The organism is Streptomyces sp. NPDC018947, from assembly GCF_044390505.1.
Classification (GTDB): Bacteria; Actinomycetota; Actinomycetes; order Streptomycetales; family Streptomycetaceae; genus Streptomyces.
In genome coordinates, this window is the sequence record NZ_JBIRZD010000006.1 from 63295 (window position 1) to 83049 (window position 19755).

Annotated in this window: 17 protein-coding genes and 2 pseudogenes; 7 read left to right on the forward strand and 12 right to left on the reverse strand. The window is 71.1% G+C overall.

Annotated elements, in window-relative coordinates:
- Positions 1 to 21: 21 nt before the first annotated feature.
- Positions 22 to 849: a hypothetical protein gene (locus tag ACH499_RS13735; RefSeq protein WP_399015619.1), complete on the reverse strand. Its 828-nt coding sequence runs from the start codon at positions 847 to 849 to the stop codon at positions 22 to 24.
- 743 nt (positions 850 to 1592) lie between these two features.
- On the opposite strand from ACH499_RS13735, the gene ACH499_RS13740 reads away from it, so the two are divergent.
- From ACH499_RS13740 to ACH499_RS13755, 4 genes are all read left to right on the forward strand, one after another.
- A complete protein-coding gene (locus ACH499_RS13740; RefSeq protein ID WP_399015621.1) occupies positions 1593 to 2144 on the forward strand; it encodes a SigE family RNA polymerase sigma factor in 552 nt (183 codons plus the stop codon).
- Entirely contained in the window at positions 2141 to 2923 is a 783-nt protein-coding gene (locus tag ACH499_RS13745) for a hypothetical protein (RefSeq protein WP_399015624.1), read from the forward strand. Before ACH499_RS13740 ends, ACH499_RS13745 begins: the two co-directional genes overlap by 4 nt.
- A 215-nt stretch (positions 2924 to 3138) precedes the next feature.
- The gene (locus tag ACH499_RS13750; protein WP_399015626.1) at positions 3139 to 4206 is read left to right on the forward strand and encodes a sigma factor-like helix-turn-helix DNA-binding protein; all 1068 of its coding nucleotides are present in this window, start codon (positions 3139 to 3141) and stop codon (positions 4204 to 4206) included.
- Positions 4207 to 4262: 56 nt separating this feature from the next.
- Positions 4263 to 5921, forward strand: coding sequence for a transglycosylase domain-containing protein (locus ACH499_RS13755; RefSeq protein WP_399015629.1), 1659 nt, complete (start codon positions 4263 to 4265; stop codon positions 5919 to 5921).
- Positions 5922 to 5973: 52 nt separating this feature from the next.
- On the opposite strand, the gene ACH499_RS13760 is transcribed toward ACH499_RS13755, so the two are convergent.
- Genes ACH499_RS13760 through ACH499_RS13775 form a run of 4 tightly spaced genes read right to left on the reverse strand, consistent with a single transcriptional unit; the run spans position 5974 to position 10485 of the window.
- Positions 5974 to 6834: an amidohydrolase family protein gene (locus tag ACH499_RS13760; RefSeq protein WP_399015631.1), complete on the reverse strand. Its 861-nt coding sequence runs from the start codon at positions 6832 to 6834 to the stop codon at positions 5974 to 5976.
- A gap of 8 nt (positions 6835 to 6842) precedes the next feature.
- Positions 6843 to 7727 (reverse strand): 3-hydroxyacyl-CoA dehydrogenase NAD-binding domain-containing protein, encoded by an 885-nt coding sequence (locus ACH499_RS13765; protein WP_356205198.1) that lies wholly within the window; start codon positions 7725 to 7727, stop codon positions 6843 to 6845.
- Positions 7724 to 9694, reverse strand: a complete 1971-nt coding sequence (locus ACH499_RS13770; protein ID WP_399015633.1) for an acetoacetate--CoA ligase — start codon at positions 9692 to 9694, stop codon at positions 7724 to 7726. The genes ACH499_RS13765 and ACH499_RS13770 overlap by 4 nt, the downstream gene beginning before the upstream one ends.
- Positions 9691 to 10485, reverse strand: a complete 795-nt coding sequence (locus ACH499_RS13775) for a crotonase/enoyl-CoA hydratase family protein (protein ID WP_399015635.1) — start codon at positions 10483 to 10485, stop codon at positions 9691 to 9693. The genes ACH499_RS13770 and ACH499_RS13775 overlap by 4 nt, the downstream gene beginning before the upstream one ends.
- Positions 10486 to 10548: 63 nt before the next feature.
- On the opposite strand from ACH499_RS13775, the pseudogene ACH499_RS13780 reads away from it, so the two are divergent.
- Positions 10549 to 10760 (forward strand): annotated as a pseudogene (locus tag ACH499_RS13780) (TetR family transcriptional regulator); the annotation flags it as partial.
- A 65-nt stretch (positions 10761 to 10825) separates the two neighbouring features.
- Here ACH499_RS13780 and ACH499_RS13785 read toward each other — a convergent pair.
- The 3 genes from ACH499_RS13785 to ACH499_RS13795 all read right to left on the reverse strand — a co-directional run bounded on the left by ACH499_RS13785 (position 10826) and on the right by ACH499_RS13795 (position 14487).
- Complete coding sequence (locus ACH499_RS13785; RefSeq protein ID WP_399015638.1) at positions 10826 to 12463, reverse strand: amidohydrolase; 1638 nt, start codon at positions 12461 to 12463, stop codon at positions 10826 to 10828.
- 50 nt (positions 12464 to 12513) lie between these two features.
- Positions 12514 to 13932, reverse strand: a complete 1419-nt coding sequence (locus ACH499_RS13790; RefSeq protein WP_356205227.1) for an APC family permease — start codon at positions 13930 to 13932, stop codon at positions 12514 to 12516.
- Positions 13933 to 14139: 207 nt separating this feature from the next.
- On the reverse strand, positions 14140 to 14487 hold the full coding sequence (locus ACH499_RS13795) for a substrate-binding domain-containing protein (protein WP_399015640.1): 348 nt from the start codon (positions 14485 to 14487) through the stop codon (positions 14140 to 14142).
- Here ACH499_RS13795 and ACH499_RS13800 point away from each other — a divergent pair.
- Positions 14454 to 14597: pseudogene (locus tag ACH499_RS13800) on the forward strand (serine/threonine protein kinase); the annotation flags it as partial. The gene ACH499_RS13795 and the pseudogene ACH499_RS13800 overlap by 34 nt on opposite strands.
- Positions 14598 to 14785: 188 nt before the next feature.
- Here ACH499_RS13800 and ACH499_RS13805 read toward each other — a convergent pair.
- Genes ACH499_RS13805 through ACH499_RS13820 form a run of 4 tightly spaced genes read right to left on the reverse strand, consistent with a single transcriptional unit; the run spans position 14786 to position 18153 of the window.
- Positions 14786 to 16237, reverse strand: a complete 1452-nt coding sequence (locus ACH499_RS13805) for a sugar porter family MFS transporter (protein ID WP_399015642.1) — start codon at positions 16235 to 16237, stop codon at positions 14786 to 14788.
- Positions 16238 to 16276: 39 nt separating this feature from the next.
- Positions 16277 to 16660 (reverse strand): sensory rhodopsin transducer, encoded by a 384-nt coding sequence (locus tag ACH499_RS13810; RefSeq protein ID WP_356205193.1) that lies wholly within the window; start codon positions 16658 to 16660, stop codon positions 16277 to 16279.
- A 30-nt stretch (positions 16661 to 16690) separates the two neighbouring features.
- Positions 16691 to 17479 carry an SDR family NAD(P)-dependent oxidoreductase gene (locus ACH499_RS13815; protein WP_399015645.1) on the reverse strand — a complete coding sequence of 263 codons (789 nt, stop codon included), beginning with the start codon at positions 17477 to 17479 and terminating at the stop codon, positions 16691 to 16693.
- Positions 17476 to 18153: a GntR family transcriptional regulator gene (locus tag ACH499_RS13820; RefSeq protein ID WP_356205191.1), complete on the reverse strand. Its 678-nt coding sequence runs from the start codon at positions 18151 to 18153 to the stop codon at positions 17476 to 17478. The genes ACH499_RS13815 and ACH499_RS13820 overlap by 4 nt, the downstream gene beginning before the upstream one ends.
- Positions 18154 to 18434: 281 nt before the next feature.
- On the opposite strand from ACH499_RS13820, the gene ACH499_RS13825 reads away from it, so the two are divergent.
- Entirely contained in the window at positions 18435 to 19574 is a 1140-nt protein-coding gene (locus ACH499_RS13825) for a mandelate racemase/muconate lactonizing enzyme family protein (protein WP_356205190.1), read from the forward strand.
- Positions 19575 to 19755: the final 181 nt, after the last annotated feature.

Sequence of the window (19755 nt, forward strand, 5' to 3'; positions counted from 1 at the left end):
GTCGGTTGCCATGCCGGTCCGTCACGAGGTACGGACAGCGGCTCGGGCGTGCGGAAGCGCTTCGTTCTCCAACCTGAGCCTGTGTCGCACCTCATCTGCATACTGGTGGCGCAGCTGCTTGTCGTACTGCGTGTCGAGACGGTGAACGGTGCGGGAGAGACCGGAACTCGCCGCGCAGCGTGCCTCGGTGACCGCTGCGCGTATTTCGCTCTTCCGGCTGATCTGGCGATCCGGGTTCAAGAATGCGCCACGAGCCTCCTGCGGGGTCTTGTAGGGGAGTCCACGAGCGCGCATGCACGCGGACCAGTCCTTGACCGAGCTCGCGAACTCGGCGTTGCCGGTGGTCATGCTGCTACGCAGCGTTCTGAGAGCATCCGTGACGGTCAGCACCCGGAACCATGTCTCGAGGTCCCCGTAGAGCTTCTTCTGGGCATCTGCGGCGCACCCGCCGTCCACACGGCTGACCGTCGTGCCGTTCGGGGATCGGACCGAGACGCGCTTCCCGGTCCTTTCTCCGTGGAGTGCGTCCAGCGCGCGCTGTCGCTCCGCCGGTGTCAGACCGGCGAAGTAGTTCCGGTTCGGGTCGGAGGCGCGCACCTCGGCTCGCCGAGCGAGGATGTCGCTTCCGTATCCATGCCTGGATGCCCACTCCACGTCATCGACGACGTAGGGGAAATCCCGGTCGTCGGGCACTGGCTGCCGGGGCACCACCCAGGTTCTGAAGCCCTTGCCCGCCATGCAGGAACGGGTCAGCGTCTCTTCGGCCTCGTGCAGCAGGTCCTTCTCTTCCTCGCTGAGTGCGTGAGGTCGCTGCGGCAAGGTCTGGGACCGTGTGTGCGTGAGGCCCATCACTCCGACTGTTGTCACGATGACCGCTACTGCGACGGCGGCTTTGTGGCGACGGCGCACTGGGTATCCTCCCCTGCGGTTCACAGCGCAACGAGTCGTACTGGCCGGCGGTTGGCCTATGTGATTGCTCGGCCGTTACAGCCTGCGTCGATCAGGTCCGTCATCGCGAGGTCTCGCGCCACTATTCGAGCAGGTTCGAATCGAACGGCAGCGGGACTGACGACCGGACAGTCGGGCCGGCGCCTGATGCTGCTGCCGGCCGCGCTGACGACCGGTCAACGATCACCGGGGCTGTGGTTCCTGACGACAGCCATGCGTCACCACAACATTTCCCTCCAGCTTCCTCACTTGATTCGGCGGGACCGTTCAGACCGAGACGGGATCCGAGAAGGTTCCCCGGGCCATGGATCAACGCAGCCCTGTTCCTCCTTGGCCAAGGGCGGTAAGGGCGCTCCCCCGCCTCGGCGACAGCACGGCGGCGCTCCGGGGCCCGACTCCCCTATGCCTCGCACACGCATCCTCTCGATGATGCGGTCCCCGCGGCGCTCCGGCATGCGCAGGTAGCCGACGGGCGCGGGCGCATGGCCGCCTGCTCACATGCCGTCGGCCGGAACGGCGGCGTGAGGCCGCGGGGAGGTCACCGGGTGCCCGGGGAGTACGCGCGAAAAGTTTTCGGCGCCCCGTGACATCCTTCCGGCCGGTCCGCTCCGTCGGTGTGGTCAGAGACGAAAGGAGGGCATGTGTTGCGCACCGGGGATCTGGAAGAGTTCCGTGGTTTCGCCGAGGAGCGGTTGCCGCATCTGCGACGCACCGCATACCTGATGTGCGGGGACTGGCACCACGCCGAGGACATCACACAGACGGCGTTGACCAAGCTCTATACCGTGTGGGGACGACGGCGACGGATACAGAACCTGGAGGCGTACGCCCACCGCGTGCTCACCCGGGCCTGCATCGACCATTCACGGCGGCGCTGGCGGCGGGAGTACCCCGCCCGGGATCTTCCCGACCATGCCGTGCCCGCCGCGGACCCGGCGCTCGAACTCCGGGTACGGGCGGCACTGGACGACCTGCCAGCACGCCAGCGTGCCGTGGTGGTCCTGCGCTACTGGGCCGACCTCGACATCGCCGCGACGGCCGCGGCCATGGGCTGCTCCGTCGGCACCGTGAAGAGCCACACGGCTCGGGCACTGGCCCGTCTGCGGGCCCTCCTGGGCGACGACCACCGTCCCGACGCGCTCGGGACGCTCGCCCGGTCCACCCACCACACCCAAGAGAAGGTCACTCTGCCATGAGCAATCAGGATGTCAGGAACCTGCTGCAGGCCGGGATCGGCGAGGAGCCACCCGTACGGACCACCGTGGACTCCGTGGTCGCGGCCGGACGGCGCACCAAGACCCGGCGGCGTCTCGCGCTCACCGGCGCGGGCGTCACCTCCGCGGCGGTGGTCGCCGTACTGGCCCTGGCCGCGCCTGGTGCCGGTCCCGCCGCGAACGTGTCCGCCGCCGACCCGCTCCTCGGCCCGCTGGTGCCGGCCGGTATGGGCACCGACGAGGCTCGCTCGTTGCGGCCCGACAGCTTCGGCCCCGGGGTCGAGCACGCGACACGCTGGAGCAGCAAGCGGCTTGCCGACACCCTCGCCACACTGCTCCCCGAGGGTCGGACGACCACTCATGACGGTGACATCAAGGGCCGGACCTTCCGCGTGACATGGGACAACGGCGGCCAGAAGGTCACGTTCATCGGCAGCGTGGGGTACACGGCCAAGGAGTCCCACGTGCCGTTCTGCGCGAAGATCCCGCTGCCGAAGATCACGCACAGGGACGGGACGACGCCGCAGGACGTCATGCCGAGGGAGCACTGCGAGACGGTCGAACTCGCCGATGGCGCACGGGCGGAGTCGCTGACCATGAGGTTCCCCGCCGACGGCCGTGAGTCCCAGTACGTACGGGTGGAACGCAAGGACGGACGGACCGTGGCCCTTCAGCAGTGGACGGATCGGCCGACGAAGCAGGTGCCGCTGGACACCGACGCGCTGCTGGACATCGTGAACAGCCCGTCCTGGCGGTTCTGACCGCATCGTGACGTGCGCCGCCCGCTGAAACCTGGGGCGGCGCGATCGTTGCAGCACGTCGTCGTTCACGGTCCGGCCGGGGGCCGCGCGGTCGAGGACCTCCACCGACACGCAGTCGGTCACGCCGCGGCCCCCGGCCGGCCTGGACCGCCAGGCAGAAGTTTCCCAGACCTCATCCACCCGTGCCCGAGTTCCCCATCCGAAGGACCACCCACGTGCCACCCACCCACGACGTGCTCCCCGCGGGCCATGACTTCGCCGCGTACGCCCGCACTCACTGGCCCCGGCTGGTCGCGACCGCTCGGCTGCTCACCGACGACCCCGGCGCGGCGGAGGAACTGGTGCGCACCACGCTGGTGCGGATGTGCGCGCGATGGCGCCGCGTCCCACGCGACGACGTGGACTTCCACGTGCTGCGTTGTCTGCTGCGGGGATACCTGCGTCCCTGGCGGCGCGGGCGGCGGACCGCGCGGCGGCGGGCCGTTCTGGTACTGCGCATCCGGGAGGGGCTGGCGGACGCGGAGATCGCCCAGGTGCTGGGCTGCTCGCCGGGCACGGTGCGTGCCCAGGCCCGGCACGGACTGCGGGCGGCCGGCCCGGACTCCGGCACCGCCACCGAGCAACTGCGCGAGGCGTACGCCCGTGCAGTCGGTGAGCTCGTCCCCTCCCCGGCGCCACTGGACGACCTCCAGGCACAGGGCCGCGCCAGTGGGCGACGCCGTATCGCCGTGGCTTCGGCCGCCTGCGCGGCACTGCTCACACCCGTCGCCCTCCTCTGCATCGATCGGCTCGAGGGTGGCGGTACGCGGGCAGGAGCGTCCGATGCCGGAGCCCGTGCCGGTTCGGCGACGAGCCCGGTCCGTGTCGTCGCACTGGGCGAGCGGGTGACCATCGGGCCCGGACTGCAGGTGTGGCTGTCGGCCGACGACGGGCACTGGTCGGCGCCCGTGGCCGCGGCAGGGGGCGGCATCCACCACGCGCTCGACGAACCGGGCGTCTCCATGCGGGTGGACACCGTGAGACAAGGCTTCTTCCTGTCAGGTCTCTTCCGCGGCCTCCATGGCGATCCGAGCCGCGTCGAGGTCAGAACCCGCGGCGGCAGCCTCACCGCGAAGGTGATCGTCCTGGCGGGCAGCCCGGGGTGGGGCCTTTGGTACACGAGCGCACCGCTGCCGGTGAAAGACATGACCCTTTCCATGGGCATGGGCGGGCTGAGCGTCACGGTGTACGACGCCTCGGGCAAGGCCGTGGCAGGCTCGAAGAGCACGCGGGGGCGGACATGAACCGGACGGAGACGCAGAAGTCCCGGCCGCGGGAAACGGCGCCGCAGGCCGGGAAGGTGGCTGGCGATCGTGGGCGCGCTCCGCTACGGACCCGGCTCCGGCGCACCCGGACTCGGCGGCTTCGCCGGCTGTGCTACGCGTTCCTCGCGCTGATCGCCGTGCTGTGCGCGGCGGCCGTCGTGGCGTACCACCTGACGCCCATTCCACAGCCGCACCCCGAGACCGTGGCCCAGAGCACCGTCTTCCTCGACGCGGACGGGGCCTATCTGGGCCGGCGCGGACCGGCCGACCGGCAGGACGTCCCCTTGTCCGCGGTCCCCCGGCATGTGCAGGACGCGGTGATCGCCGCGGAGAACCGCTCCTTCCGCACCGACAGCGGGGTCTCACCGCGGGCCGTCGCACGGGCTGCGCTCGCGACGATGACCGGCGGTGCCCCGCAGGGCGGCTCCACCATCACCCAGCAGTACGTGAAGAACGCGCTGCTGACCCCGGAGCACTCGTTGTCCCGCAAGGCCCGCGAGGCGCTCATCGCGATCAAGCTGGACCGCACCCGCGGCAAGGACGAGATCCTCCAGGGCTACCTCAACACCGTGTACTTCGGGCGGGGCGCCGCCGGCATCCAGTCCGCCGCGCGCAACTACTTCGGCGTGGACGCCAAGAACCTGACCCTCGCGCAGGGCGCCGCACTGGCGTCCATCATCAACATCCCGTCGTACTACGAGAAGGCGGGTTCGGATCCGAAGGTGACCGCGAAGCTCAAGCGCCGCTGGGAGTGGGTGCTCGACGCGATGGCCGCGAGCGGGAGCATCACGAAACGGCTGCGTGCCCAGGCCCGGTTCCCGGCGTTCCGGTTCTATCCGCCGGGCAGGACGGACGGCCAGCGGCAGTACCTGATCGACGTCGCCGCCAAGGAGGCCGCCGACCGGCTCGGCATCACCGAGGACCAGCTCGCGAGCGGCGGCTACAGCGTGAGGACCACCTTCGACCTGGCGCTGCAGGACATCACTGCCCAACTGGTTGAGAACCCCCCTACACGCAAGGGCGTCCGGGTGCACACCGCCGTCGTCGGCATGGTGCCCGGCGACGGAGCGGTACGGCTGCTGTACGGAGGCTCCGACTACGCACGCCGGCCGTTCAACGACGCCGTGAGCGGAGCCGTGGAGGCGGGGACCGCCCTGGAGCCGTTCAGTGGAATGAAGGCGGCGGAGCCGCTGCGCACACTGCTCAAGTCCGCGGCGCCGACTCCGGTGAGCCTGGCGTCCGCCTACGCGACGCTGGCCGCGGACGGCAGATACGCCGCTCCGTACACCGTCGCGCTCATCACCCGAGCAGGCCGCACCGTCTACCAGGCGCGTCCCAGCGCGCGGCGCGTGCTGGACGGGCACGCCGACCCGGCGAACCCACCGACCGGTGACTTCTTCACCGGCGGGGCGGGCGGTGGAACCACACGCCGGACCTTGTGGACCACCGGGTACGACGGCCGGCTCGCCCTGACAGTGGCGCTGTTCGCCGACCGGACAGGCGGCAGGAACGGCACGACGGTGCCCGCCCAACTGCCGAACCAGCCGTCCCCGGCCGACTTCACACGAAGTGTCGCCGATGGAATCCGGGGGGCAGCGACGGAGGACAACATCGAACGTGCCCCGCAGGGCAGCACCGAGCAGACTCCCCTGCCGCCCGCCGCACCACCGGCCGTGCAGTCGAGTCGCCGATGAGGGGAACGGGCGCAGGTGAACCACCGCGCCCGATCGCCTCTCGCGTGCGTCGTCAGAGGGCCAGGACGCGGGCGGCGTTCTCTTTGAGGATCAGGGGGTGGACCTCCGGTTCGATGTCGAGGGTGGCGAAGTCCGCCAGCCAGCGGTCGGGCGTGATGACGGGAAAGTCGGAGCCGAACAGCACCTTGTGCCGGAGGAAGGAACCGGCGGCCTTCACGAGCTGCGGCGGGAAGTACTTCGGCGACCACCCTGACAGGTCGATGTACACATTGGCCTTGTGCGTGGCGACGGAGATCGCTTCGTCCTGCCAGGGCACCGACGGGTGCGCCAAAACGATCGTCAGGCCGGGGAAGTCGGCGGCGACGTCGTCCAGGAGCATCGGGTCGGACCAGCGCAGCTTGATACCGCGCCCACCGGGCAGGCCCGCGCCGATCCCGGTCTGCCCGGTGTGGAACAGGGCGGGGACGCCCAGTTCCTGGATCGCCTCGTAGAGCGGGTAGTGCTGCCGGGCGTTGGGGGCGAACGCCTGGAGGCTCGGGTGGAACTTGAAGCCGCGGACGCCGTGGTCGAGGACGAGCGAGCGGGCCCGGGCGGCGGCGTCCGGCCGGTGCGGGTCGATGGAGCCGAACGGGATGAGGACATCGCGGTGGGCGGCCGCCGCCTCGGCGATCTCCTCGCTGGACAGGGCGGGATGGCCAAGGCCCGTGGTGGCGTCCACCGTGAAGATCACGGCGGCCATGCGGCGCTCACGGTAGTACGCGGCCAGGCGCTCCACAGTCGGCGTGCGGTCCTGGCCGGACTTGAAGTAGGCGGCCGAGGCGTCCATCAGCTCCGCGTCGAGCGCGAGATGGCCGTGGGCGTCCTGCTCCACGTGGACGTGGAAGTCGATGGCGATCGATTCGGCGGGGTTCATCCGTGTACTCACAGGTGGTCGGTCCGGTTCTTGGCGTCGAGGAGGAGGGAGAGGAGGGCATCGCGTTCCGCCACGAGGTCGGCCTTCGCGGTCCCGGCCAGTTCGTCGCTGACGCCTTCGGCGATCGCGCGCGTCAGCTCGGGCGTGAGGCGCGGTGAGCCGAGGTCGGCCCACCACTCCTCCATGGGTGGGCCGAGGTGCTCCAGCACGTGCGCGATGCCGCCCTCACCGCCCGAGAGGTGTTGGTTGAGGAAGGGCCCGAGCAGCGCCCAGCGCAGGCCGGGACCGTGGGAGATGGCCGCGTCGATGTCGGCGACGCTCGCCGCGCCGCGCTCGACGAGGGAGTACGCCTCCCGCCACAGCGCGGCCTGGAGCCGGTTCGCGACATGGCCGGGCAGTTCCCGGCGCAGCCGGATCGGATGGCGGCCCAGGCCGCGGTAGAAGCCCATGGCCGCTTCGACGGCAGCCTCGCCGGTCCGCTCGCCCGGCACGACCTCGACCAGCGGGATGAGGTGGGGCGGGTTGAACGGATGCCCCACGAGGACCCGTTCGGGATGGGCTGCGCAGGCCTGCTGGATCCGCGACGGCAGCAGGCCGGAGGAACTGCTGGCCAGGATCGTCGCCGGCGGGGACGCGGCGTCGAGGACGGCGAAGACGTCGTCCTTCAGCTCGAGACGCTCCGGGCCGTTCTCCTGGACGAAGCCGGCGTCCGCGACGGCCTCGGCGAGGTCCGGGGTGAACGACAGCCGGCCCTGGTCGGCGGTGACGGCCGCCCGGAGCCGCTCCTCCGCGGCGGGTGCGGGATCGGTCGCGACGACCTCGTGCCCGTGGGTCAGGAAGAGCGTGGTCCAGGAAGCCCCGATGACCCCGGTGCCGACGACGGCGACCCTCACGACGCGCTCCCTTGACCGGTGCCGGCGGGCCGCCCTGCGGCGTACGCGACGAAGGGGGCCAGGGAACGGGGATCGGCGAGGACGTCGGTGCTGACGACAGACTCGGGACGCGCGCCGAGGAGGATCCGCTTGACCGGCACCTCCAGCTTCTTGCCGGTGCGGTTGCGCGGGACGGCGGGCACCCGCTCGATGACGTCCGGCACGTGCCGCGGCGACAGCGCCGACCGCAGCGCGCGGACGATCCTCGTACGGACGGCGTCGTCCAGCTGCACGGGGCCCGCGACGAAGAGCAGCAGCTCCCCGTTGCCGCCCTCCGGGTCCTCGATGTGAACGACGAGACTGTCCTCGATCTCGGGCAGGTCCTCGACGACGGCATAGAACTCGGCGGTGCCGAGCCGGACCCCGCCCCGGTTGAGGGTGGCGTCGGAGCGTCCGGCGACGACGCAGTGGCCCTCGGGCGCGAACCGCACCCAGTCGCCGTGCCGCCACACGCCCGGGTACTCCTCGAAGTACGCGGCCCGGTAGCGGGAACCGTCGGCGTCGCCCCAGAAGCCGACGGGCATCGACGGCATGGGCTCGGTGATCACCAGCTCGCCCAGCTCGCCGACGACCCGCCGGCCCTCGCTGTCGTAGGCGTACGCGGCGACCCCGAGGCAGGGGCCGGAGATCTCTCCGGCACGGACGGTCTGGAGCGGGCTGCCCTGGAGGATGCCGGTACAGACGTCGGTACCGCCGCAGCCGACGTTCAGGAGCACCCGGTCCCCGAACTGCTCGGCCACCCAGCGGAAACCGTCGGCGGCGAGCGGGCTGCCCGCCGCGCCGAGCTGCCGCAGCCGCGACAGGTCGAACTCCTCGGCCGGCCGGATCCCGGCTTTGCGACAGGCCATGAGATAGCCGGGGCTCGCGCCCATCAGCGTCGCCCCCGTCTCCTCCGCGATCCGCCACTGCTCCCGCAGGTCGGGGTGGACCGGATTGCCGTCGATCATGACGATTGACGCGCGGACGAGCAGCGCCGAGACCAGGCTGTTCCACAGCATCCAGGCGGTCGTGCTGAACCAGAGCATCCGGTCACCCGGCTTCAGGTCCCAGCTCAGCGCGTGGTTCTTCAGGTGCTCCAGGAGGATCCCGCCGTGCCGGTGGACGATCGCCTTGGGGATGCCGGTGGTGCCGGAGGAGAAGAGCACGAACAGCGGATGGTCGAACGGCACGGGTTCGAAGGCCGGCTCGGCCGGCTCGGACAGCAGCTCCGTCCAGGCCAGCGCGTCGGGGAGTGCGTTCGGTCCGTACGGGACGTGGACGACCCGCTCCACGGTGGACAGCCGGGACACGATCTCCGCCACCTCGGTGCGGCGGTCGATGTCGCGGTCCCCGTAGCGGTAGCCGGCGACGGTCAGCAGCACCTTCGGTTCAAGCTGGGCGAACCGGTCCACCACGCTGCGCGGGCCGAACTCCGGCGCGCAGGCCGCCCAGACCGCGCCGATGCTCGCGGTGGCGAGGAAGGCCACCAGCGTCTCCGGGATGTTCGGCAGGTAGGCGACGACCCGGTCGCCCTTGCGGACGCCGAGGCGTAGCAGCCCGGCACGGGCCCGGGCGACCTGGTCGCGGAGTTCGCCGAAGGTCAGCTCGACCGGCGCCCGGGTCTGGGAGCGGGCGACCAGCGCGACGGCGTCGAGGTCCTCCTCGCGGCCGAGAGCGTGCTCGGCGTAGTTGAGTGTCGCGCCAGGGAACCACTCGGTGTCCGGCATCGACCTGCGGCCCAGGACCGCCGTGGGCGGGGTGTGCGGGCGGACGTCGAAGAAGGCCCAGACCGAGGACCAGAAGCCCTCCAGATCGGTGACGGACCACTGCCACAGGCTGTCGTAGTCCGGGAAGCTCAGCTGTCGCTCCGACTCCAGCCAGCGGAGGTAGCGGCCGATCTCCGACTCGTCCCTGACCGTCGGGCCGGGGGTGCTGAGGATCTCGCTCATCGGTCGCCCTTTCCGTGCGAGTCCTGTCCGGCGGCGATCTTCGCGGCGCGGCCCTCGAGGAACGCGCGCATCCGCTCTTGGGCGTCGCGGCTGCCGGCCGCGACGGCCGACATGAGGGATTCGAGCAGCAGGCCGCCGGCGGGCGAGGCCTCGGCGATCCGTGGGAGTGCCTGGAGGACGGCGAAGTTGGTCAGCGGGGCGTTGGCCGCGATCCGTTCCGCGATTTCCAGGGCCCTGGCGCGCGCCCCGCCCTCCTCGGTCAGGTAATGCGAGAGGCCGACGGCCTGGCCCTCGGCGGCGTCGAGTACGCGGCCGGTGAGCATCATGTCCGCCATCCGGTGTGCGCCGATCAGCCGGGGGATCCGGACCGAGCCGCCACCGCCTACGAAGAGTCCACGCTGTCCTTCGGGCAGCGCGTAGAAGGTGGACGGCTCGGCCACGCGGATGTGCGCGCAGGCCGCCAGCTCCAGACCGCCGCCGATCACGGCGCCCCTGAGCGCGGCCACCACGGGGACGCGCCCGCCCTCGATGGTGTCGAAGACGCGGTGCCACATGAGCGAGTGCTCCAGCGCCTCCTCGGCGCAGCGCTCGGTCAGCTCGCCGAGGTCGAGCCCGGCAGAGAAGTGATCACCCTCGGCGTCCAGGACGACGGCGCGGACGTCCGCGCCCGGCTTGCGGAAGAACTCCTCGACGCCGAGCACGGTGGCGTCGTCGAGGGCGTTGCGCTTGGCCGGGCGACGGAGCGTCAGGACCGCCACTCCGTCCACCCGGTCGATGGAAAGCGAGCTCAAGGGAAGGCTCCTCAACTGTCAGGAATCTGCATTACGTCAATTGCGCTGTCATGCGCTGGGGGGATGAGCGAACGCGTAGTGCCCGAGCCCCGGCGGCGCCGTCGGCGGCCGCCCAAGCAGGGAGTGGTGCTCTCCCACGAACTGATCGTCGACACGGCGCTACGGGGCTGGTCGGGCAGGACGGTGCGGAGGCGACGCTCACCGTCCGCCGGCTCGGCACCGCGCTGGGTGCCGATCCCGGCGCGGTCTACCGCTGCTTCCGCAGCACCGCCGATCCCACCCGCCCATCGCCGCCACCGGGCACCTGCTCGCCGCCGACGGCTTGGGGCGACGGGTGGGATCAGTCGGCGGCGTGGACCAGTTCGCCGCCGACGTACGTCCGCAGCACCCGGGCCGCGGCGATCTCCTCGGGCGGGCCGGTGAGGATGTCGCGGTCGAGGACGACCAGATCGGCCAACTGCCCGGGGGCGAGCACGCCGGCGTCGTCGTGGCCGTTCACGAACGCCGACCCGGCCGTGTAGACGGCGATCGCGGAGGCGAGGTCGAGCCGCTGCTCGGGCAGCAGGACCCGGCCGTCGTCGGCGTCGGGCCGGCGCCGGTTGACGGCCACGTGCAGGCCGGCCAGCGGGTCCGGGCTGCTCACCGGCCAGTCGCTGCCCGCCGCCAGAGTGGCGCCCGCCCGCTGGAGAGCGCCGAACGGGTACTGCCGGGCGGCGCGCTCCGGACCGAGGAACGGGATGGTCAGCTCGTCCATCTGCGGCTCGTGGGCTGCCCACAGCGGCTGGATGTTGGCGACGGCGCCGAGCCGGGCGAAGCGCGGCACGTCGTCCGGGTGGACCACCTGGAGGTGCGCGAGGTGGTGGCGAGTGTCGCGCCATCCGTTGGCGGCGCGAGCGGCCTCGATCGCGTCCAGCGCCTCGCGCACCGCCCGGTCGCCGAGCGCGTGGAAGTGCACTTGGAAGCCCAGCGCGTCGAGTTCGGTGACGTGGCCGCGCAGGGCGAGCGGATCGATGAAGCTGAGGCCGGAGTTGGCGGTGGCGCAGCCGCAGCCATCCAGGTAGGGGCTGGTCATGGCGGCGGTGAAGTTCTCCGCGATGCCGTCCTGCATGATCTTCACCGAGCCGGCCCGGAACCTGCCGTGCGTCAACTCCGCGCGACGTTCGACAAGTTCGGGGACCTGTTCGGCGCCTCGGTCGCGCTCCCACCAGAGCGCGCCGGTCACCCGGGCGGTCAGCGCGCCGGAGCGGGCGGCGGCCAGGTACGCGTGGGAGGGGTCGGGCATGCCGTTGAACTCGCCGAGCAGGGCGTCCTGCCAGCCGGTAATGCCGAGCGAGTGCAGCAGCCGCTGCGCGCGCAGCAGCCCGTCGAGGCGGTCGGCGGCGGTCACGGGCGGGATCAGCCGGGCGACCAGGGCGGTGGCGCCTTCTTGGAGCATGCCGCTGGGGGTGCCGTCCGGCTCCCGTTCGATCCGGCCGTCGGCTGGATCGCGGGTGGCGCGGTCGAGGCCCGCGAGCTCCAGGGCTCGGGTGTTGGCCCACGCGCCGTGGTGGTCGCGGTTGGTGAGAAAGACCGGGCGGTCGGGGACAGCGGTGTCGAGCAGCTGCCGGGTCGGCAGGCCGCCGTCGAAGCTCTCCATCGACCAGCCGCTGCCGGTGATCCACTCCTGGTCGGGGTGGGCCTCGGCGTAGGTGCGAATCCGTGCCATGCAGTCGGCGGCGCCCACGGTGCCGGTGAGGTCGCAGGCGGCCAGCTCGATGCCGCCGCCCACGGCGTGGATGTGCGCATCCTGGAAACCGGGAAGCAGCAGCTTTCCCGCGAGATCGACGACCTCGGTTCCCGGCCCGATCAGTTCGTGCACCTCGTCGTGCCCGACGGCGGTGATCCGCCCTCTGGTCACGGCCAGGGCGCTCGCGCGGGTGCGGGCGGCGTCGCCGGTGTGCACGGGGCCTCGGGTGAAGACCAGATCGGCCTTGGTCATGGGCGGTGCTCCGTTCTCGGGTAGTACTGGGTGATGCGAGGCGTCCGCGACTAGCGGATGTCGCCGAGGAAGTACGGTGAGCGGCGCCCCCAGCGGGCCCAGGCCGCTGCCGGCAGACCGCTGACGATCATCAGGATCACCACGGAGAGTTCGAACCAGCCGTTGCCGGCGGCGAGTTCGAAATGGTCGGCGGAGTCGTAGAAGGTCCAGGCGAGGTAGCCGCCGACGGCGAGCAGCGTCGCGGCGCCGAACAGCGGACCGACCACCGCGCGCAGACCCTCCAGGAGGCTGGTGCGCAGCAGGTGACGGAAGCGGACCGCGGCGGCGACGGCGGTGAGCGCGTAGTACAGCGCGACGATGATGCCGATCGCGTTGACGGCGGCGGAGATGAGGTCGTTGACGGTCGGGATGGCGACCGCGCACAGCGCCAGGGCGACCGCGACGCCGGTGATCAGCAGGGTGCCCGCGGCGGGCGTCCGGTGGCGGGGGTGCAGGCGGGTCCAGACCGGGCCGAGCACGCCGTCGCGGCCCATCGCGTACAGGCCGCGGGCAGTCGGGATCACCGAGGACTGCAGCGAGGCCACCGCGGAGAACATCAGCGCGATCAGCGGCAGCGCGGCCAGGGGCTGCGAGGCCAACCGGTCCCCGAAGTAGGTCAGTCCGTGCGCGCCGTTGTCCGCCAACTCGTCGAGCGGCAGCACCCGTTGGAAGGCGGTGCCGGCGAGCAGGAACAGCAGCAGCATCACCACCAGGGCGACCGTCCCGGCCCGGGAGGCGTCGCGCGGGTGGCGGACCTCCTCGCCGACGCTGAACACCGACTCGAAGCCCCAGTAGCAGAACACCGCGAGCACCATGCCCTGAGCCAGCGCCTCAAGGGACGGGATCGCGAAGGGGTTGTACCACTGGAGCGAGAACGGCTGGTCGCCGGCGAACAGACCGTACCCGCAAAAGCCCAGCAGCACGGCGTACTCGAACACCAGCAGCGCCTTCTGGAGCCGCGCGGCCAGGTCGAGCCCGTGCATCGCGACCAGCGCGGCGCCGACCAGGACGGCCAGACCGATCAGGGTGCACTGGACGGTCGAGTCAGCGTCCAGCCGCAGGCCGGCGACGCTGCGCAGGTGCACCAGGTCGAGGAATTGAACGATCGACGAGCCGGTGACGGTCGTGGTGTACGCCATGAACACCACCGTGCCGACGGTGTTCACCCAGCCGGTGAGAAAGCCGAGCCAGGGGTTGAGCGTGCGGCCCACCCAGCGGTAGCTGCTGCCGGCGTCCGGCTCGGCGGTGTTCAGCCGGCCGTAGCCGCCGGCTACGGCGAGCACCGGCAGGAACGCCAGCAGCATGATGGCGGGCAGGTGCAGCCCGACGACACCGGCCATCAGGCCCAGGCCGATCCCGATGCTGCTGGTCGCGGCGGTACTGGAGGCGGCGATCGCCACGCCGTCGAGGAGGCCGAGGGACCGGTGCATGGAGTGATGGGAGCCGCTCGCGCCGGTTCTCGGACCGCTGCCCGTGGCCTTCTCCGTCGATGCCAAGGGATCACCGCCTTGGGTGTGTGGGTGGGGAAAGTGCGAGCAATGAAACCGGGCGGCCCGAAACACGTCAATGCCGTTGTCATAAGGGCGGGACGGCGACCGCCCGGGAGCCCGGGTCCGCTGGTTCCCCCGGGCGTCTGGTCAGCCCCGCGGCCCGACCGCCCGCATGCCCCTGGCACGGGCGATCCCCGACGCCGCGTCGGATCCGAGGAGATCGACGACCTCACGGGCCCGGTCCGGTCGGGCGGACGACGCCAGGACACCCCCGCCGAGGACCGAGTCGATCGCGGTGCCGCCCGGCAATGGGGCGACGCCGACCCCAGGCAGGCCCGTCGGCTCGCTGCACTGCTGGAAGGCCAGGTCAGCCTTGTCGGCGTTCGATCGGGACCACGCATGCGGCTCGTCCACCGGTTGGGCACGAGCCACCCCGGCAACCGCTTTGATCAAGACTCGTCGCGAGCGACACCGTGCTGCACCGGCAGGTCGCACTCAAGGCCGTACGGTCGGACGCGCAGGCGTCGGACGTCTCGCGCGAGCGCGTTCTGCGCGGGGCACGGGCCCTGGCCCGGCTCAACCACCCCCACGTCGTGACCATCCATCTGCCAGGTGCTCCCCGATGGGCACCATGCTCTCGACCCACACCGCGTGCCGGCGGGGCGCGGCCGGACCTGGATGCGTACCGCTCGGGTTCCAGCGACAGAACCGTGAGGGGCTCCCCTTCGTTGATCGCGCGCCGTCCGGCGCGCCCCGCCGCCCGGCCTGACCGGGTCTCCAGACCGTCGACGGCTCACGCTCGGAGCTTTGGGCTCGTCACCGGCGTCGGGCCCTCCTGCATGTCCTCCAGTGAACGCCCCTTCGTCTCGGTGACGAAGAAGTACACGAGGAGCCACGAGAGCATGGCCATGAACGTGTAGACCGCGTAGCTCCCCGCGAGAGAGAGGCTGCGCAAGGCCGGGAACGAGAAGTTGAGCAGGACCCCCGCGAGCCAGTTGGCGCCGGCGCACACCGACAGGGCGACCCCGCGTATGCGGTTGGGGAACATCTCGCCGAGCAGGACCCAGACAGCCGGCCCCCAGGAGACCGCGAAAGCGACGACGAACACGTTCGCGCCGACGAGAGCGACCGGTCCCCAGACTGCGGACAGAGCGGGTTCGCCGTCCGCGGCAACGGTGGCGGTCGAGAATCCCACCGCAACGGCGACGAGGCTGACGACCATGCCGGCTGATCCGGCGAGCAGCAGCCGGCGACGGCCGACCCTGTCGATGAGGAGCATGGCGACCACCGTCGCGGCCACGTTCACGAGCGAACTCAGTACCGACAGGGCGAACGCCGCCGACTCGTCGAAGCCGACGGACTGCCACATGGAGGTGGAGTAGTAGAAGATGACGTCCACGCCGACGAGGGCCTGAAGGGCCGCCAGCCCGATCCCCACCCAGACGACGGGGAGGAGGACGCGTCGGCGGTCGAGGAGGTCCCGGAAGCGGGCGGGGCGGTCGGCCCGCACGGTCGCGGCCATGCGGTCGGTCAGCGCGGTGGCTTCTTCGTCCGTCAGGTCCTGGAGTTTGCGCAACACGTCGCGGGCCTCGGGGACCCGCCCGTGCGCGACGAGGAACCGCGGCGACTCGGGAACGGTGAACGCGACGGCCAGGTAGACGAGGGCCGGCACGACGCCGACGAGGAACATCCATCGCCACGCGGGCAGGCCGAGGAAGACCTGCGCGTCCGCGCCGCCGAGCGCGAATGCGACCGAGCTGTCGGAGACAAGAGCGGCGAAAATGCCGACGACGATCGCCAGTTGCTGCAGGGACGCGAGTCGGCCGCGCACAGTGGCCGGTGCGATCTCCGAGATGTAGAGCGGACCGATGACCGTCGCGAATCCGACCCCGTAGCCGGTGAGCAGGCGCCAGATTCCCAGGTCCCAGACGTTGTGCGAGAGTCCCGAACCGATCGCGGCGACGAGGAAGACGGCTCCCGCGGCCGCCATGGTGCGCGGGCGCCCGATGCGGTCGGCGAGCCGGCCGGCGCTGAACGAGCCGAGGGCGGCGCCCAGCAGCGTGACGGCGACAACGGCACCAAGCCCCACGGAGTCAAGCCCGAAGTTGGACTCGACAGCGTTCACGGCGCCGTTGATCACGGCGGTGTCGAATCCGAAGAGGAAGCCGCCGACGGCGGCTGCCGCCGCGATCAAGGCCACCCGGCGGGTCAGGTGGCCGCTCTCTCTGGGGCAGGAGGAGGACATCAGAGATCCTTGTCGATTGAAGATTGTCGACCAACTCAGTCACAGGGCAGAGGGGTAGGCGATGGTGGACATCAGGGCGTTCTCCGCCTGCCGGGAGTCGAGGCGGGTGTGCTGGACGACGATCGGCCGGTCGCTCCGGATCACCAGGCAGTAGTCGGTCCCCGCGGGTATCGGCTCAGGGCCGCGCAGGTCGTTGATCCGCTGATGGTGTGCACGGCGTGCGGGAACGGTGAGTTCGTACGGCCCGACCGGCTCCCTGTCGGTGTAGAAGACGTCCACGGCGACGCGTGCGGGGTCGTCGCCGGCATTGAGCATGCAGATGCTGTCGTGACTGGTCATCGCAGGGGCGGGTCCGGTGCTGCCCGGGGGGATGTAGCCGTCCGCGACTACCCACGTCGTGGTGCCGATGGCCTGGGTCGTCATGTGAGTTCTCTTTCCGTGAGGTCTTGCCGGTCAGAAGTCGTTCGCGCTCTTGGCCATGAGGCCGCCGTCGCACACCAAGTGGCTGCCCGTGACGTACGAGGCTTCGTCGGAGAGCAGCCAGAGGGCGGCACGCGCGACCTCGACGGGATCGGCCATCCGCCCGAGCGGGATCTGCCGTGCCGCCGCGTCCCGCAGGCGCGCACGCTCGGTTTCGAGCGCCTCACCGTCGAGGCCGAAGTAGAGCATGGGTGTGTCGGTGGCGCCGGGGACGACCGCGTTGACACGGATGCCGTGGGGGGCCAGATCGATGGCGGCCGCCCTGACGAACGCGGAGACCCCGCCCTTGGACGCCCCGTACGCGCTGTTCGAGCCGCCGGCGAAACCGACGAAGGCAGACGGGGACGACACGCACACGAGGGAGCCCGGCCTCCCGGCGTCCTGCAGGACTCGGGCGGCTGTGCGGACGGTCAGGAAGGTGCCGGTGAGGTTCACGTCGAGAACGCGGCGCCAGGTGTCGAGGGACATCTGCGCCAGGGGCGAGTTGAGCTCGATGCCCGCGCTCGCGGCCACCGCGTCCACGGGGCCCAGCGCCGTGTTCGCCGCCCTGAACGCGTCGACGAGTTCGCGTTCGTTGGTGACGTCCGACGCGGCCGACCAGACCTCGCGGGCGCCGGCGAGCAGAGCTTCGTCCGCCGCCCGCTCGGCGCTCCCGGCGTCACGGTCGAGAATGGCGACGGCCCAGCCGCGGCGTGCCGCTTCGAGCCCGGTGGCGCGTCCGATGCCGCTTCCGCCACCGGTGATCAGTACGGTTTTGGTCATTCCGAGGAGTCCTCAATGGCTCTGAAGTGTGTGTTGATGTGGGCGGCGACGGCACGGTCCAGCGCCTGCACGTCACCCCCGCGAAGCGCGTCGACGAGTTCCTGGTGCTGACTGGCGACCACGGTCGCGTCCGCGTAGTGGTTCGCGTCGCGACGGAAGTAGGCGCGCACGCGGGGCTGGATGGACCGCCAGATCTGCAGGCAGTGCTGTTGCCCCGACAAGGTCACGACCGCCTCGTGGAAGCGGATGTCCTCGTCGGCGAGCAGCGCGGCGTCGGAGGCGGCGGCCGCCGCCTCCATGTTGCGAACGAGTGACTCGAGGTGGGCGTAGTCCGCGTCAGTCAGACGGGGCATCGCCTTGCGGAAGGCGAACCTCTCCAGGGAGACGCGGACTGGCACGAGGACGTTCTCGATCTCCTCCTGAGAGACGCCGAGCACCTCCGTCCCGCGGTAGGGATAGGAGATCACGAGGCCTTCCTGTTCCAACTGGCGCAATGCCTCACGGACCGGCGCCCGGCTGGTCCCCAGTTGCTCGGCGACGCCCGACTCGGTGAGCTTCTGCCCCGCCTGGAGTTGTCCTGAGGTGATGGCCTCGCGCAGGACGTCTGCCACGGTTTCGCGGCGGGAGGCGAGGGAGGCGGAGGGGAGCGCGGGAAGCGACGGAAGTCCAGACATGGCCGGAGCGTAGCAGGATCGTACTTTGTCGACGATCCGTGCCGAGGCCAGCTGTTCGACTCCAGTGAATGTGCCCCCGGGGCCGCATGGCCCGGTGGGGGCGAGGGAGTGGCTTCGTCGTCCATGGATGCTCCGGGGATGGTGCGGCACTCTGAGCCGTTTCGGCGACTGTAGCTCAATGGTCGATTGTCGACAACCTCTCTCGTCGTCGGGTACGGTCCCGAGCACAGCCGCCGCCTCCTCGGCGCCCGCGGCGATGGCACCCGTTACGAGAGGCACTCATGCGTATCACCAGAGTCGAGACCTGCGGCCTTCGAGGGGCGACCCCCGAAGGCGGATGGTCGAACGAGCTGCGCCCGGACGACGTCGTGCACACGCTCGTCGCCGTCCACACCGACGAAGGGGTCACCGGCATCGGGAGCGCCTTCACCACCGAGAACCTCGTCCGCGGAGCAATCGATCTCCTGCGCCCGCACATCGTCGGCCAGGACCCCGTCGAGGTCGAGCGGATCACCGAGACACTGCACCAGACCGCGTTCTGGATGGGGCGGGGCGGCGCGCTCACCCACGCGACGAGCGCCATCGACATCGCCCTGTGGGACATCGCCGGCAAGGCGCTCGGCCAGCCGGTCGGCCGGCTGCTCGGCGGACGCCACCGCACCCGGGTACGCCCCTACGCGTCCGTACTCATGGACGAGGCCGGACCCATGACGGACAACCTCACCCAGCTCGTGGACCAGGGATACACGGCTTTCAAGATCGGCTGGTGGAAGTTCGGCCGGGTGGACGCCGCCACCGACGAACGCACCGTCGCCGCCGCCCGTGCCGCGATCGGCGACCGCCTGCTCGCTGTCGACGCCGGCGGCTCCGAAGCCTTCTTCCCCGGCGACCTGGCATGGGCGAAGCGCACCGCGCGCATGCTCGCCGACTACGGCATCGCCTGGTTCGAGGAGGCCCTCGCGCCGGACGACCTCGAAGGTTTCGCGGAACTGCGCGCAGCCTCACCCGTCCCCATCAGCGGAGGCGAGGTACTCACCCGCAGGCAGAGCTTCGCCCCCTACCTCCACCGCCGCGCCTTCGACATCGTCCAGCCCGACACGACGAAGGGCGGAGGCCTGAGCGAGTCGCGCCGGATCGGGTGGGACGCCCAGGACCTCGGCATCCGCCTGATCCCGCACGGATGGAACACGGCCATCGGGCTCGCCGCCGACCTGCAGCTCTCGTCCGCGCTCGTCTCCACCGACCTCGTCGAATACAAGACCGGGTCGGCCTACGTCGACGAACTGGTCACGGGCGGCTGGCAACTCGACGCCGACGGATACCTCGACATCCCGTCCACCCCCGGACTCGGAGTGTCCCTCGATCCGGACGCGGTCGGGCGATACGGCACGCGGCCCGCGTTCGCCGACCCGGAAGCGTGAACCCACCGCCCATCCAGGCGGGCTCGGTAGGCGCGCCACACCTTCGCGATGGGTACAAATCACCGCGATGAATCTCGGTGATGGCGCGCCTCCGGGCCTGCCAGTCGTGCCCGCCCGGGCCGCGGCTGCCGTCGCACCCGGAACAGCCGTCCTCGCCGTGGAAGTGGCCGGCCATCCAGGC

Bases quoted from the DNA above. Each gene is read 5' to 3' on its own strand.
- ACH499_RS13805 (WP_399015642.1), bottom strand. From the start codon at position 16,237: ATGTCCTCCTCCTGCCCCAGAGAGAGCGGCCACCTGACCCGCCGGGTG.
- ACH499_RS13820 (WP_356205191.1), bottom strand. From the start codon at position 18,153: ATGTCTGGACTTCCGTCGCTTCCCGCGCTCCCCTCCGCCTCCCTCGCC.
- ACH499_RS13815 (WP_399015645.1), bottom strand. From the start codon at position 17,479: ATGACCAAAACCGTACTGATCACCGGTGGCGGAAGCGGCATCGGACGC.
- ACH499_RS13745 (WP_399015624.1), top strand. From the start codon at position 2,141: ATGAGCAATCAGGATGTCAGGAACCTGCTGCAGGCCGGGATCGGCGAG.
- ACH499_RS13760 (WP_399015631.1), bottom strand. From the start codon at position 6,834: ATGAACCCCGCCGAATCGATCGCCATCGACTTCCACGTCCACGTGGAG.
- ACH499_RS13790 (WP_356205227.1), bottom strand. From the start codon at position 13,932: ATGCACCGGTCCCTCGGCCTCCTCGACGGCGTGGCGATCGCCGCCTCC.
- ACH499_RS13735 (WP_399015619.1), bottom strand. From the start codon at position 849: ATGGGCCTCACGCACACACGGTCCCAGACCTTGCCGCAGCGACCTCAC.
- ACH499_RS13825 (WP_356205190.1), top strand. From the start codon at position 18,435: ATGCGTATCACCAGAGTCGAGACCTGCGGCCTTCGAGGGGCGACCCCC.
- ACH499_RS13810 (WP_356205193.1), bottom strand. From the start codon at position 16,660: ATGACGACCCAGGCCATCGGCACCACGACGTGGGTAGTCGCGGACGGC.
- ACH499_RS13785 (WP_399015638.1), bottom strand. From the start codon at position 12,463: ATGACCAAGGCCGATCTGGTCTTCACCCGAGGCCCCGTGCACACCGGC.
- ACH499_RS13770 (WP_399015633.1), bottom strand. From the start codon at position 9,694: ATGAGCGAGATCCTCAGCACCCCCGGCCCGACGGTCAGGGACGAGTCG.